The organism is Streptomyces flaveolus (assembly GCF_014648815.1).
GTDB lineage: Bacteria > Actinomycetota > Actinomycetes > Streptomycetales > Streptomycetaceae > Streptomyces > Streptomyces flaveolus.
The window spans coordinates 101,905-115,496 of the sequence record NZ_BMRV01000018.1; the positions used below are offsets into that span (position 1 = coordinate 101,905).

General features: G+C 72.9%; 11 protein-coding genes. 6 read left to right on the top strand and 5 right to left on the bottom strand.

The window, feature by feature from the left end; translation table 11 throughout:
• Nucleotides 1-21 precede the first annotated feature (21 nt).
• Nucleotides 22-495, top strand: coding sequence for a MarR family winged helix-turn-helix transcriptional regulator (locus IEZ05_RS31615; protein ID WP_189233722.1), 474 nt, complete (start codon nt 22-24; stop codon nt 493-495).
• Nucleotides 496-516: 21 nt separating this feature from the next.
• Here IEZ05_RS31615 and IEZ05_RS31620 read toward each other — a convergent pair whose 3' ends face one another.
• Complete coding sequence (locus IEZ05_RS31620) at nt 517-1,671, bottom strand: CapA family protein (RefSeq protein ID WP_189233723.1); 1,155 nt, start codon at nt 1,669-1,671, stop codon at nt 517-519.
• 242 nt (nt 1,672-1,913) lie between these two features.
• Here IEZ05_RS31620 and IEZ05_RS31625 point away from each other — a divergent pair, with 242 nt between their 5' ends.
• The 3 genes from IEZ05_RS31625 to IEZ05_RS31635 all read left to right on the top strand — a co-directional run bounded on the left by IEZ05_RS31625 (nt 1,914) and on the right by IEZ05_RS31635 (nt 3,935).
• Nucleotides 1,914-2,459: a sigma-70 family RNA polymerase sigma factor gene (locus tag IEZ05_RS31625; RefSeq protein WP_189233724.1), complete on the top strand. Its 546-nt coding sequence runs from the start codon at nt 1,914-1,916 to the stop codon at nt 2,457-2,459.
• Nucleotides 2,460-2,600: 141 nt separating this feature from the next.
• A complete protein-coding gene (locus IEZ05_RS31630) occupies nt 2,601-3,116 on the top strand; it encodes a hypothetical protein (protein WP_189233725.1) in 516 nt (171 codons plus the stop codon).
• A 168-nt stretch (nt 3,117-3,284) separates the two neighbouring features.
• The gene (locus IEZ05_RS31635; protein ID WP_189233726.1) at nt 3,285-3,935 is read left to right on the top strand and encodes a zf-HC2 domain-containing protein; all 651 of its coding nucleotides are present in this window, start codon (nt 3,285-3,287) and stop codon (nt 3,933-3,935) included.
• A gap of 4 nt (nt 3,936-3,939) precedes the next feature.
• On the opposite strand, the gene IEZ05_RS31640 is transcribed toward IEZ05_RS31635, so the two are convergent.
• From IEZ05_RS31640 to IEZ05_RS31650, 3 genes are all read right to left on the bottom strand, one after another.
• Nucleotides 3,940-4,770: a SigB/SigF/SigG family RNA polymerase sigma factor gene (locus tag IEZ05_RS31640; RefSeq protein ID WP_189233727.1), complete on the bottom strand. Its 831-nt coding sequence runs from the start codon at nt 4,768-4,770 to the stop codon at nt 3,940-3,942.
• Between the two features lie 140 nt (nt 4,771-4,910).
• Nucleotides 4,911-5,774, bottom strand: coding sequence for an Fpg/Nei family DNA glycosylase (locus IEZ05_RS31645; RefSeq protein WP_189233728.1), 864 nt, complete (start codon nt 5,772-5,774; stop codon nt 4,911-4,913).
• 64 nt (nt 5,775-5,838) lie between these two features.
• Nucleotides 5,839-7,950 carry a SpoIIE family protein phosphatase gene (locus IEZ05_RS31650; RefSeq protein ID WP_189233729.1) on the bottom strand — a complete coding sequence of 704 codons (2,112 nt, stop codon included), beginning with the start codon at nt 7,948-7,950 and terminating at the stop codon, nt 5,839-5,841.
• A gap of 117 nt (nt 7,951-8,067) precedes the next feature.
• Here IEZ05_RS31650 and IEZ05_RS31655 point away from each other — a divergent pair, with 117 nt between their 5' ends.
• Nucleotides 8,068-9,489 (top strand): lipase maturation factor family protein, encoded by a 1,422-nt coding sequence (locus IEZ05_RS31655; protein WP_189233730.1) that lies wholly within the window; start codon nt 8,068-8,070, stop codon nt 9,487-9,489.
• Nucleotides 9,490-9,848: 359 nt separating this feature from the next.
• Nucleotides 9,849-10,550, top strand: coding sequence for a FadR/GntR family transcriptional regulator (locus tag IEZ05_RS31660; protein ID WP_189233761.1), 702 nt, complete (start codon nt 9,849-9,851; stop codon nt 10,548-10,550).
• A 19-nt stretch (nt 10,551-10,569) separates the two neighbouring features.
• On the opposite strand, the gene IEZ05_RS31665 is transcribed toward IEZ05_RS31660, so the two are convergent.
• Nucleotides 10,570-13,590 carry an alpha-mannosidase gene (locus IEZ05_RS31665; protein ID WP_189233731.1) on the bottom strand — a complete coding sequence of 1,007 codons (3,021 nt, stop codon included), beginning with the start codon at nt 13,588-13,590 and terminating at the stop codon, nt 10,570-10,572.
• Nucleotides 13,591-13,592: the final 2 nt, after the last annotated feature.

Genomic DNA, 13,592 nt, shown 5'->3' on the forward strand with positions numbered 1-13,592 from the left:
CCAGGGTGTCATCATGGCGGGATGGACGACACCGCCGCTCCCCTCCCCCCGGACGACCTCGGCCACCGCCTGACCGAGGTCTACGACCTGGTCGGCCCCCTCTACCGGCGCGCCCAGCGCAGCGTCGAACAGGGCCTGGCCCACGACGGCGTGTCCGTGGGCGTCCGCGCCGTGCTGACCCTGCTGCACCGCGGCGGGCCGATGACCGTGCCGCAGATGGGCCGGGCGCAGGCCATCAGCCGCCAGTTCGTGCAGCGCATGGTGAACGACGCGGCGGCCCGCGGCCTGGTGGAGAGCGTCCCGAACCCCGCCCACCGCCGGTCGTCACTGATCCGGCTCACCGAGGCGGGCCGGAGCACGATCACCGACGTCCTCGACCGCGAGCACTCCGTGCTCCGCGCGGTCGGCGGCGGCCTCACGGGGGCCGATGTGGCGGCCTGCCTGCGCGTACTCGGCGAGATGCTGCACGCCCTCGACCACGTCGACGTCGGCTGACCCCCGGGCGACCGGCCGGAGCTACTCCCCCATCACCAGCCCGTCCTCGCCGGCGCCCCGGCTGAGCACGACGTCCCGGATGCGGTCGCGCACGGCACGCACCTCGGCGCCCTCCTCCAGGGCCCGGTTGAGGTTCACCACCCGGCCGGCGTCGACGTCGAAGAGCTGGGGGACGAACTCGGCCTTCGTCACCCGCCAGCGCTCGCCGGGGCGGGCGGGCGGGGCGAAGGTGAAGCGGCCGATGCTCGACTGGTTGCCGCGCGGATCGCGCTCGCCGTCGTCGTTGATCATCTCGCCGGCGATCTGGTCGCCCATCCCGTAGACCACCCAGGTGCCGTTGACCTTCTCGTACGCCTGCGGGACATGGGCGTGGGTGCCGAGGATCAGGTCGACGGCGGGACGGTCGCCGCTGCGGGCGGCGGTCAGGCCGTCCGCCAGGGCCAACTGCTCGTCGTCGGGCTCGTCCTGCCACTCCGTGCCCCAGTGCAGGGACACGACGACGACGTCGGCGCCGGCCTTCCGGGCGGCCCGCGCGTCGGCGACGATCCGGTCCTCGTCGATCAGCTGGACCGCCCACGGCTGCCCCTGTGGCGCCGGGCGGCCGTTGGTGTCGAAGGTGTAGGCGAGGTGGGCGACCTGGGCCGCGCCCGCGCGCAGGATCGTCGTGGTGCGCGCCTCGCCCTCGGTGCGGGCGGACCCGGCGTGCCGTACGCCGGCGCGGTCGAGGGCGTCCAGGGTGTGACGGATGCCCTCCGCGCCGTCGTCGAAGGTGTGGTTGGAGGCGGTGGAGCAGCCGTCGTAGCCGGTGGCGGCCAGGCCCGCCGCCACCTCGGGCGGGGACTTGAACAGGGGGTAGCCGCTGTAGTCGCCGTTCGCGCCGTACACCGTCTCCATGTGGCACAGGGCGAGATCGGCCCGCGCGACGACGGGCTTCGCGCCGGCGAGCATGGGGCGGAAATCGTAGCCGGTGCCGCCCGCGTCGAAGCGCGCCCGCTCGATGATCGAGTCGTGCGGCAGAACGTCGCCGGAGGCGACGAGCGTGAAGGAACCGGCGGGGGCGGCGGACGGGGCGGGGGCCGGACGCGCCGGGGGCTCGTGATCGCGGGCCTGGCAGGCCGCGCCCGCGGTGAGGAGGACGGTCAGGGCCAGGGCCACCTGCCGACTGCGTGTGATCATCCGTTCACTCCGCTGTGGTCGCATGCACGAGGAAAATCACATTTACACACAAATAGGTAAAGAGATGGACGCTGTCACAGCGGGCTCCGACACGCCCATTAGCCCGTCCGGCGGGCGCGAAAGGGCGCGCGAACGCGGTGCGCCGACCGTTCGTCGGACCGTTCACCGACGCGATCGACCGTCCGTCGCAGACCCGTGCGCGCGCCCTGTCCCCGCACGGGGCCCTGCGGTGCCATACGGCCATGACGGCCGGAATCACCCTCCCCGACGCGACGACCGCCGAGCACGAGCTCGCCGCACTCCAGCGCGAGCACGGCCGGCCGCTCTTCGCGCTGCTGCTGCGCCTGAGCGACGGCGACCGCCAGCGCGCCGAGGACCTGGTGCAGGAGACGCTGGTGCGCGCCTGGCAGCACCCCGAGGCACTGCGCGCCGACGCCTTCGACTCGGTACGGCCCTGGCTGCTCACCGTGGCCCGGCGGCTGGCGATCGACGCGCGCCGGGCCCGGCAGGCGCGGCCGGCCGAGGTCGGCGACGCGGTGCTGGAGAACGCGCCGGTCTGCGCCGACCACGCCGAGCGGGCCGCCGCCGCCCTCGATGTGCGCGAGGCTGTGAAGACACTCACTCCCGAGCACCGTGAAGTCCTGGTGCTGGTGTACTTCCAGGGGGCGAGTGTGGCGGAAGCCGCGGCAACCCTCGGCATCCCGCCCGGTACCGTGAAGTCCCGCGCGTACTACGCGCTGCGCGCCCTGCGCAGGGTGCTTCCGGGATACGCCGCCGACCTGCGGTGAAACCGGCCCTATGGTCAAGCCTCCGTAAAGCGCCTTGCCGTGGACCCCGGTTGAGTAATCGGCTGTCCTCATCCGTGTTCCGGACGGGGGCCCACAACCCGGGTCGGGCGACGCGCACGCACCGGAGGAAGGCAGGAAGGGATGCTGCACAGAGGTCAAGAGAGCACGGACGGCACGGGCGGCGGCGAACTGACCGTCCCGATGGCTTGGTTCTACGCCGAGTACATCGCCGACGAGCTGCTGCGGACCGGCGACCTGATGCCGCCGACGTCCTTCGAGTTCCGCGCCGGACGCGACGCGCTGGCGCTGACCGTCTTCCTGTCCGACACCGAGAACGAGCTGAGCGGCATCCGGGTCGTCACCCGGCTGGAGACCTGGCTGTCCCTGACGGCGTACGACCAGCCGTGGCACCAATGGGTGCGCGAGCGGCTGGCCGAGGTCACGGCCGACGCCGTCGCCGCCGGCCGGCACTCGCCGGACCTGGAGCTGGCCCGGGCGGCCTGGCGCTGGCTCCAGGAGACCGAACTGCTCGCCCCGGACCTGAACGCGGTGCCCGGCGGCGCCGCGGGCGCCGGGGAGGACGAGGGGCCGAAGGTGTGGACTCCGGCCTGGCAACTGGGCCTGCCGCTCGGCCATCTCGCCATCCATCTCTTCTAGGCGCCACCTCGGCCGGAGTTTCTTCGCGCACGGACCAATCCACGGGCTCGGCCGCTCCGAACCCGTTGGTGGCGATTCCGTGTGTGTCTTGAGTGATTCGGCTGCCCGGTGCGTACCGGTGGGAGCACGGAGTAACCCCACCCGCACCCGACGGCACGAGGATTCGGCATGAGGTCCCTGGAAAGGCATCGCGACGTCGGCGCCTACGCGCTCGGCGTGCTGGACGAGGCGGACGCGTTCCGCTTCGAGGACCACCTCATGGAATGCCCCCGATGCGCGACACAGGTGACGGAATTCGGCCCCGCCGCCCGTCAGTTGATGCTGTACCGGCAGGCGACGCCCCGCCTCGTCCACCCCCTGAGCCGGCCCGGACCGAAGCTGCTGGACCGGCTGCTGTCGGAGGTCGCGGCGCGCCACCGGGCGGGCCGCCGGCGACTGCTGTACGCCGTGGCCGCGGCCGTGGTGTGTGCCGTGGCCGGCCCCGCCCTCGCGCTCCACGCGCAGCAGGACGCGCCGGGTGTGCGCGTCACCGCGACCGACGAGCGGACGGGGGTGTGGGCGCAGGTCACAGCCGAGGCCGAGGCCTGGGGCAGCGACGTGGAGCTGGAGGTCAAGGACGGGGCGGGACCGCGCTCCTGCCGGCTCGTCGCCGTCGGCCGCGACGGGACCGAGGAGACGGTCACCACCTGGAGCGTCCCCGATCACGACGCCCGGCCGAACACCATGCGGGGCGGCGCGGCACTGCGTCCCGGCCAGACCGCCCGCTACGAGGTGCGGACCGTGGACGGGGAGCGCCTGGTGACCCTCCCCGTCGGATGAGCGCTCACCGCGCGGCGAGGGTCTCGTGCCGGATCCGGGCGCAGGTCCGGGTGAGCAGCCGGGAGACGTGCATCTGGGAGATGCCCATCCGCCGGGCGATGCGGCTCTGCGACCAGTCCTCGAAGAAGCGCAGGTAGAGAATGGCCCGCTCGCGCGACGGCAGCCGGCGCACCGCCTCCTTGACGCTCTCGCGGTCGACCACGAGCTGGAAGCCCCGGTCGGGCTCCCCCAGTGCGTCCGCGAGGCTCGGCCCGCCGCCGGCCTCGCCCGTGTCGCCGTTCGACGCGTCCAGGGAGAGGGCCCGGTAGCTCTCCAGGGCCTCCAGCCCCTCGCCGACCTCGTCCTCGCTGAGCAGGGTGTGCCGGGCCAGTTCGGCCACGGTGGGGCGCGGGCTGCCGGGGGTGAGGGCCAGCTCGACGCAGGCGGTCCGGACCCGGTTGCGCAGCTCCTGGACGCGGCGCGGCACCCGCACGTCCCAGGTGCGGTCGCGGAAGTGCCGCCGCAGCTCGCCCCGGATCGTGGGTATCGCGAACGGCTCGAACGGTCCCCGGGCCGGGTCGTACCGGCCGATCGCCTTGAGCAGGCCCAGGGCGGCGACCTGACGCAGGTCCTCGGGGCTCTCGCCCTTGTCCCGGAAGCGGGCGGCGAGGCGGTGGGCCATCGGCAGCCAGGCCCGCGTCAGCTCCTCCCGCAGCCGTTCCTTGCCGGGGCCGTCGTCCAGGGTGGCGAGGCGGACGAACGCGGCGGCGACGGCGTCCGGGGTGTCGAGTTCGAGTGCGGCGGTCCGGACGGAGGGTGCGGTCGGGTACGGGCGGGCTGCGACATCGGTCTGCATACGGCGGGCGTCCTCGCTGTGGGCTCGGTCACGTTCTCTCCGCCCCTTTGTGCCCATGCCCCCCGTGGCCCCATGCAGGACTTTCGTCCCTTTCTGTCGCGAATATCGCCATGCGTCTGCTCCGGACGTGCCGGGCCCGGCTACTTGAGCAGTCGCGACAGCCTCCGGTCCGCGAGCGGTTTGCCGCCGGTCTGGCAGGTCGGGCAGTACTGGAGGGAGGAGTCGCTGAACGAGACCTCCCGGACGGTGTCGCCGCAGACCGGGCAGGGCTCGCCGGTGCGGCCGTGGACGCGCAGACCGCTCTTCTTCTCGGCCTTGAGCCGGCCGGCCGCCAGCCCCCGGGAGCGTTCGACCGCCTCGGTCAGCGTCGTGCGCAGCGCCGTGTACAGCCGTGCGGTCTCCTCGTCGGTGAGCGACGCCGCCAGTTTGAAGGGCGACATCTTCGCGGCGTGCAGGATCTCGTCGCTGTACGCGTTGCCCACGCCCGCGATCAGGCTCTGGTCGCGCAGGGCGCCCTTGAGCTGCCGTCGCTCGCCGGCGAGGAGGGCGGCGAAGCGCGCCTCGTCGAAGTCGTCGGCGAGCGGGTCCGGGCCGAGCCGGGCCACGCCGGGCACCTGCTGCGGGTCGGACACGACGTACACCGCGAGCCGCTTCTGCGTGCCCGCCTCGGTCAGGTCGAAGCCCGCGCCGGTGTCCAGCGCGACGCGCAGGGCCAGGGGGCCCTTGCCGGGCCGGGGCATGCCGTCGGGGAGGCTGTCCTTCCAGTGCAGCCAGCCCGCCCGGGCCAGATGGGTCACCAGGTGGAGGCCGCCGGCGGTCTCGATGCCGAGGAACTTGCCGTACCGGTGCACGGCGGCCACCCGGTGGCCCTCCAGTGCGGTGGGCGCGGGGTCGTACGTCTTCAGGACGCTGATCGCCACGGGCAGCACCCGGACGATCTCGCGGCCGTCGAGGTGCTCGGTCAGGAAGTCCCTGAGCGCCTCGACCTCGGGCAGTTCGGGCATGTGTCCAGAGTGCCACCCGGGACCGACAACGCCGGTCGTGGCACGCGCCCCGGACCGTGCGGCATCAGTCGTGGTCACCCGTCGCCGGTCGTCGGCCGTGGGGCATCACGAACTCCGACCACACGACCTTGCCGCTGCCGCGCGCCTCCACGCCCCACGCGTCCGCGAGCGTGTCGACCAGGCGCAGCCCCCGTCCGGAGACCCCGGAGTCCCCGGGGTCGCGGCGGCGCGGCAGGGCGCTGGAGGTGTCCTCGACCTCGACGCGCAGCCGGCGGTCGGTGCCGGAGAGGAACCGCAGGGTGACGATCGCGGAGCCCTCGGTGTGCATGAGGGCGTTGGTCATCAGCTCGTCGGCGACCAGTTCGATCGAGTCGGCGTGGTCCTCGTCGCCCCAGGCGCGGACCGCGGCGCGGATCATGTGCCGGGCCTCGGTGAGGGCCTCGGGGTCGCCCGGGGCGACGTGCTGACGGACCCGGCCGCCGATGCGGGGCGTGTCCGGGGTGCGGCGGCGCAGCACGAGCAGGGCCACGTCGTCGTCGCCGCGGCGCTGCTCGGCCGCCTCGATCAGCCGGTCGGCGAGGTTCCGTACGTCCTGCGGGCCGGAGGTGACCAGCTCGGTGAGGGCGCGCATCCCGTCGTCGAGGTCGGCGCCGGGCTCCTCGACCAGGCCGTCGGTGCACAGCAGCAGCGTGTTGCCCGGATCCAGCTCGATGGTGCCGACCGGGTAGGCGAGGCGCCCGAACTCGGCGGACAGGCCGAGCGGCAGCCCGCCCTCCACGGGCACGCGGCGGCACTTGCCGTCGCGGTGCCGCAGCAGCGGGTCGAGGTGCCCGGCGCGGACCACCTGGACCACTCCGGTGGTCAGGTCGACCTCCGCGTACAGGCAGGTGGCGAAGCGGTCGGTGTCGAGCTCGTGGAGGAAGACGGAGGCCCGCGCCATCACGGTGGCCGGGGGGTGGCCCTCGGCGGCGTAGGCGCGCAGCACGATGCGCAGCTGGCCCATGACGGCGGCGGCGTGCGTGTCGTGGCCCTGGACGTCGCCGATGACGGCGCCGACGCGTCCGCCGGGCAGCGGGATCAGGTCGTACCAGTCGCCGCCGATGTCGCGGCCGAAGGCGCCGCCGATGGTGGCGGCGCGGTAGCGGACGGCGACGTCGCAGCCGGGGACGCTGGGGATGGTGCGCGGCAGCAGGGCCTGCTGCAGGCTCTCCGCGAGGTCCATCTCCTGCTCGTAGAGCATGGCCCGCTGGAGGCTCTGCGCGATGCTGCTGCCGAGGGCGACGAGCACGTTGCGGTCCTCGGGCGAGAAGCCGTACCGGTCGCTGTAGAGCAGGCCGATGGCGCCGATCGGCCGGGCCTGTGCGATCAGCGGCAGGTAGGCCGCCGAGGTGACGTGCAGGCCGGTGAGGTGCGGCCACAGGATCGGATAGCGCTCCGCGAACTCCTGCGGTGACTCGATGAAGCGCGGGCTGAGCGTCCGGACGGCCTCGCTCATCGGGTAGTCCTCGTCGACGCCGGTGACGCGGGTGCCGTGGACGAAGCTGCCGTCCGGCCCCTCGGCGACCAGCAGGATGCGGTCGGCCTCCACCAGGCCCATGACGACACTGGTGGCGCCCAGATGGGTGAGGCCCTGGGTGTCCTTGAGGGCGTCGATGACGTCGTCCACGGTGCGCGCGTGCGCGAGGGCGGCCGTGGCGAGCTGCACGACGTTGGTCTGCTGCCGGCGGGCCTCGTCCAGGGCGGCCCGCTCGCTGCGGGCCTCGATGTCGCCGAGCTCCTGGGTGGCGTCGCGGACGATGCCGATGATGCGGCGGGGCCGGCCGGTCTCGTCGCGGCGGATGTAGCCCTGGGTGTGGGTCCAGCGCAGGGTGCCGTCGCGGCAGCGCATGCGGAAGTAGGTGCCGTAGTTCTCGCTGCCGTCCTTCATCGCCTGGGCGACCAGGGCGTCCAGGCGATGGCCCTCGGCCGTCGGTACGCGGACCGACAGGGACTCGGGGCGGCCGTCGTACTCGTCCGGGCGCAGGTCGAACACCTCGTGCGCCTGGGCGTCCATGTGGAACATGCCGGAGTCCAGGTCCCAGTCGAAGCTCCCCATGCGGTTGAGCGCCAGGATCGGGTCCGGTTGGGCGGGCCAGTCGTCCGGGAGTGACAGGGCGCTCGCTCCCCGATCAACCATGCGCCCCACCTTGCCAGGATTTGCCCGATTATTCGACTCCGGATCCGCTGCCCGGAGGCCGGAAGGGACACCGGGTGGCCGGGGTACCCGGAGCGGGGCACGAGAGGAGCGCGAGCCGTGGAGTGGTTCACCGCACCCGACTACTGGCTGACCCGGCTGGTCTTCCAGCGGGCCCTGGCCGTCATGTACCTGGTCGCCTTCGTGACGGCGGCCCTGCAGTTCCGCGCGCTGATCGGCGAGCGCGGCATGCTGCCGGTGCCCCGGTTCGTCGAGCGGGTGCCGTTCAAACGGGCGCCGAGCCTGTTCCAGCTGCGCTACTCGGACCGCTTCTTCGCGGGCTGCGTCTGGGCGGGCTGCGCGGTGTCGGCGGCGCTGGTGGCGGGTCTGGACTCGCTGCTGCCGCTGTGGGGGGCCATGCTGCTGTGGCTGGTGCCGTGGGCGCTGTACCTGTCGGTCGTGAACGTCGGGCAGACCTGGTACTCGTTCGGCTGGGAGTCCCTGCTGCTGGAGACGGGGTTCCTCGCCGTCTTCCTCGGCAACGAGGAGGTGGCCCCGCCGGTGGTGGTGCTGTTCCTGCTGCGCTGGCTGCTGTTCCGCGTCGAGTTCGGGGCGGGGCTGATCAAGATGCGCGGTGACGAGTGCTGGCGGAAGCTGACGTGTCTGGACCACCACCACGAGACCCAGCCGATGCCGGGCCCGCTGAGCTGGTTCTTCCACCACCTGCCCAGGCCGCTGCACCGCGTGGAGGTGGCCGCGAACCACGTCACTCAGTTGCTGGTGCCGTTCCTGCTGTTCACACCGCAGCCCGTCGCGACGGCCGCCGCGGCACTCATGATCGTCACCCAGCTGTGGCTGGTGCTGTCGGGCAACTTCGCGTGGCTGAACTGGATCACCATCGTGCTGGCCCTGTCAGCGATCCGGTTCCCGGCGCGTCCGCCGTCCGTGCCGGACGCTCCGCTGTGGTACGTGGTCGTGGTCCTCGCGGTGGCGGCGCTGCTGGTCTTCCTCAGCCACCGGCCGGTGCTCAACATGATCTCCCGCCGGCAGGTGATGAACCGGTCCTTCGACCCGCTCCACCTGGTCAACACCTACGGCGCCTTCGGCAGCGTCAGCCGGGTCCGCTACGAGGTGGTGATCGAGGGCACCGCCGACGAGGTCGCGCGCCAGGACTCGGACTGGCGGGAGTACGAGTTCAAGGGCAAGCCCGGTGATCCGCGGCGCTGGCCGCGCCAGTTCGCGCCGTACCATCTGCGGCTGGACTGGCTGATGTGGTTCGCCGCGCTGTCGCCGTCGTACGCCGGGCCGTGGTTCGGCGTCCTGGTGGAACGGCTGCTGGAGAACGACCGGGCGACGCTGAAGCTGCTGCGCCGCTCCCCGTTCCCGCCCGACGCTCCGCCGCGTTTCGTCCGCGCCCGCCTGTTCCGCTACCGGTACACGACCTGGCGCGAGCTGCGGGAGACGGGCGCGTGCTGGGAGCGGACGTACGTCCGGGAGTTCCTGCCGCCGACCCGCCTGGTGGGGGTGACCCAGAGGGCGTGACCCCGGGCGGGCGGTGTGCCACACGAATGCGCCGACCGGCTGGAGGGCAGGGTGCCCGCCGCGTTCTGGCAGGAACTGAAGGACACCGGTCTGCTGGGCGGCCGAGTAGTCATCGCGTCGGAGCCGTCGAGCTCGCGTGACGTGGGGAAGCGGATGTCGTGGATGTCGAGCGCGGTGACGCGGGCTGAGGTCGGGGACGCTCGGCTCCTCAGGGCCGGGCGGGCCAGGTGTCGCATATTTATCAGGCCACTTCAGGGAAGGAACAGTCATCGGTCCGCGATTTCTGCAATCTGGCGCATATTGGTCGGACCACCATGGCGATTAGACTGCGGCGCACCTCGGCGAACTGGAGGAACGGCGTGGACGAGACGGCCCCGCGCAAGGGCACGGTGACCGCGCGCGCCATCGAGCGGATCAAGTCGATGATCGCGGAGGGCCTGCTGGAGCCGGGGCAGCGGCTGCCGACGGAACGGGAGCTCGCCGCGCAGTCGGGGATCTCCCGCAGCTCCATGCGGGAGGCGATCCGCGCGCTGACGGCGCTGGGCGTGCTGGAGGCCCGGCACGGCTCGGGCATCTACGTGACGCGGCTGGAGGCCGGCGACCTGCTGGAGACGTTCGGCGTGGTGGCCGATCTGTCGCGCGGCACGCGGACGGTGGAGCTGCTGGAGGTCCGCCGGGTCCTGGAGTCGGCGGCGACGGCGCTGGCCGCGGCCCGGATCACACCGGAGCGGCTGGCCGAGGTCGAGAGGCATCTGCTGGCGATGGACGCCACCGACGACCCGGAGGAGCTCCTCGCCCACGATCTGGCCTTCCACCGGGAGATCGTCGCGGCGGCCGGCAACGAGACCATGGCCGCGATCCTGGAGGGACTGTCCTCGCGCACCTTCCGGGACCGGGTCCGGCGCGGTCGTCAGGACGAGGGTGCCCTCGACCGCACCCGCCGCGAGCACGCCGCGATCCACCGCGCCCTGGCCGCCCGCGATCCGGAGGCGGCCAGGGCGGCTGCGGCGGCGCACGTCGGTGCGGTGGAGGAGTGGCTGCGGGCCCGGCTCACGGAGTGAACCGGGCCCGCCGGTACCGTCAGGCGCGCTTCAGCCGCAGCGTCATCAGCTGGAACGGCCGCAGCCGTACGGCGATTTGGCCGCCGTCCAGCCGGGGCGCCTCCGCGTCCGCGAGCGGGCGTTCCAGCAGGTCGGTCACCTGGACGTCCGTGGCCGCGAACCCGGTGGTGAGCGTGGCGCTGGCCCGGCCGCCGTGGGCCTCGTGGAACCGGACGACCAGGTCCCCGCTGCCGTCGTCGGCCAGCTTGACGGCGGTCACCACGACCGCGTCCTGATCGACCGTCACCAGCGGCGCGACCTCTCCGGCGCCGGTGGTGCGCCGCTCCGGCAGGTTGATCCGCCAGCCCTCGCGCACGGCGTCGCCGATGCCCGCGCCGGGCACCAGCGCGTGCCGGAAGCGGTGCACGCCCTGGTCGGTCTCGGGGTCGGGGAAGCGCGGGGCGCGCAGCAGGGACACGCGGACCGTGGTGGTCGTACCGCGGTCGCCGTCGGTGCGGACGGTGCGGGTCACGTCGTGGCCGTACGTCGAGTCGTTGACGACGGCGACGCCCCAGCCGGGCTCCTCCAGGTGGACGAAGCGGTGGTTGCAGGCCTCGAACTTGGCGGCCTCCCAGCTGGTGTTGGTGTGGGTGGGCCGGTGGAAGTGCCCGAACTGGGTCTCCGAGGCGTACCGTTCGGCGTGCACGTCGAGGGGGAAGGCGAGCTTGAGGAACTTCTCCGTCTCGTGCCAGTCGACCTCGGTGTCCACGTCCAGCCGCCGCTCCCCCGGCGCCAGCGTCAGCACCTGGGTGACGCGGGAGGAGCCGAAGGAGCGGACGATCCGCACCGAGGCGCCGTCGTCGCCGGGGGCGACCTCGTCGGCGTCGGTGAGGTCGGTGACCGTGTTGCGGTAGAACTCGTCGACGTCCCAGGCGTCCCACATGTTGGGGAAGTCGGGGTGGAGCTGGAGCAGGTTGCCCGCCCCGCCGGGGGCGATGGTCTCGCGGTCGGCGTCGAGGTCGTAGGCCGACACGACCAGACCGCGTGCGTCGATCTCGACGCGCAGCAGGCCGTTGTCGAGGACGTGGCCGCCGCCGGGGCGGGGGGTGAGGTCGGTGCGGCCCGCGATGGCGGGCGCGGCGGCGGCGCCGGCCGGGACGCCGGTGCGGTTGTGCGGGGCGGAGTTGAAGACGAGCGGGGTGTCGCCCTCGCCGGCGAGGGCGCGCTGGGCGGCGTCGATGATGTCGTTCAGCTCGGCGGCGACGCGGTCGTACGTGGCGCGTGCCTCGCGGTGCACCCAGGCGATGGAGGAGCCGGGCAGGATGTCGTGGAACTGGTGCAGCAGCACCGTCTTCCAGATGCGGTCCAGGTCCTCGTACGGGTAGGGGAATCCGGCGCGCACGGCGGCCGTGGCCGCCCACAGCTCGGCCTCCCGCAGGAGGTGTTCGCTGCGCCGGTTGCCCTGCTTGGTCTTGGCCTGGCTGGTGAGGGTGGCGCGGTGGAGTTCGAGGTAGAGCTCGCCGACCCAGACGGGCGGCTGCGGGTTCTCGGCCTCGGCCTTCTCGAAGAAGGCCCGCGGGGTCTCCCACTCGACCGTCGCCGAGCCTTCGAGGTCGCGCAGCCGGGCGGCCTTGGCGACCATCTCCCGGGTGGTGCCGCCGCCGCCGTCGCCCCAGCCGGTGGGGGCGAGCGAGTGCCGGGCGACTCCCTTGTCCTTGAAGTTGCGGGCGGCGTGCGCGATCTCGCTGCCCTTCATGGAGCAGTTGTAGGTGTCGACCGGCGGGAAGTGCGTGAAGATCCGGGTGCCGTCGATGCCCTCCCAGCGGAAGGTGTGGTGCGGGAACTTGTTCGTCTGCGACCAGGAGATCTTCTGCGTCAGCAGGTACTTGGCGCCGGCCGCCTTGATGATCTGCGGCAGTCCGGCGGCGAAGCCGAAGGTGTCCGGGAGCCACGCCTCGTCGTTCTCGACGCCGAACTCGTCGAGGAAGAACCGCTTGCCGTGCACGAACTGCCGGGCCATCGCCTCCGAGCCGGGCATGTTGGTGTCCGACTCCACCCACATGCCGCCGGCCGGTACGAACCGCCCGTCCGCGACCGCCTTCTTGACCCGCGCCCACACCTCGGGCCGGTGGTCGCGCACCCACGCCCACTGCTGGGCCTGCGACATGGCGAAGACGAAGTCCGGCTCGTCCTCCAGGAGCGCGGTCATGTTGGAGGTGGTGCGGGCGACCTTGCGCACGGTCTCGCGCAGCGGCCACAGCCACGCCGAGTCGATGTGCGCGTGACCGACGGCGCTGATGCGGTGCGCGGAGGGGACGGCGGGGGCGGACAGCACCCCGGTGAGGCGGGAACGGGCCGCTTGCGCCGTGCCGCCCACGTCCTGGAGGTCGATGGCGTCCAGGGCCTTGTCGACCGCTCGCAGGATCTCCCAGCGGCGCGGTGACTCCACGGGCAGCTCGGCCATCAGCTCGCCGAGCACCTCCAGGTCGAGCACGAGGTTCCACACCGTCTCGTCGAGGACGGCGAGGTCCATGCGGGCGAGGGTGTACTGCGGTTCGCTGCCCGCGGTGTCCTTGTCGCCGAGCCGCGTGGGCACGAAGGGGTGGTAGTCGAGGATGACGGGGTTGGAGGCGGCCTCGACGTGCAGGCGGACCTCCTCGCCGCCCTCGACGGGGGCGCCGATCCGCACCCACTGGTTGCGCGGGTTGAGGCCCTTCACCGGGGTGCCGTCGGGGCGGTAGACCAGGCCCTCGCACTGGAAGCCGGGCATGTTCTCGTCGAAGCCGAGGTCGAGGATCGCCTCGACCGTCCTCCCGGCCCACTCCTTCGGCACGGTGCCGGTGACCCGGAACCAGCTGGTGCCCCAGGGCGCGCCCCAGCGGGCGCCCACCTCGATGGGCTCGGGTCGGGCCGCGAGTCCCTCCTCGACCGGGACGGGCTCGCCGGGCGCGTGCCAGACCGCCACGTCCAGGGGCACGGACTCGGGGTACACGGCGGGGCGGACGCGCTCGTCGAGGACGCGCTTGAGGCGGGCTTCGACCAGGCTGCGGTCGTCATGCATGC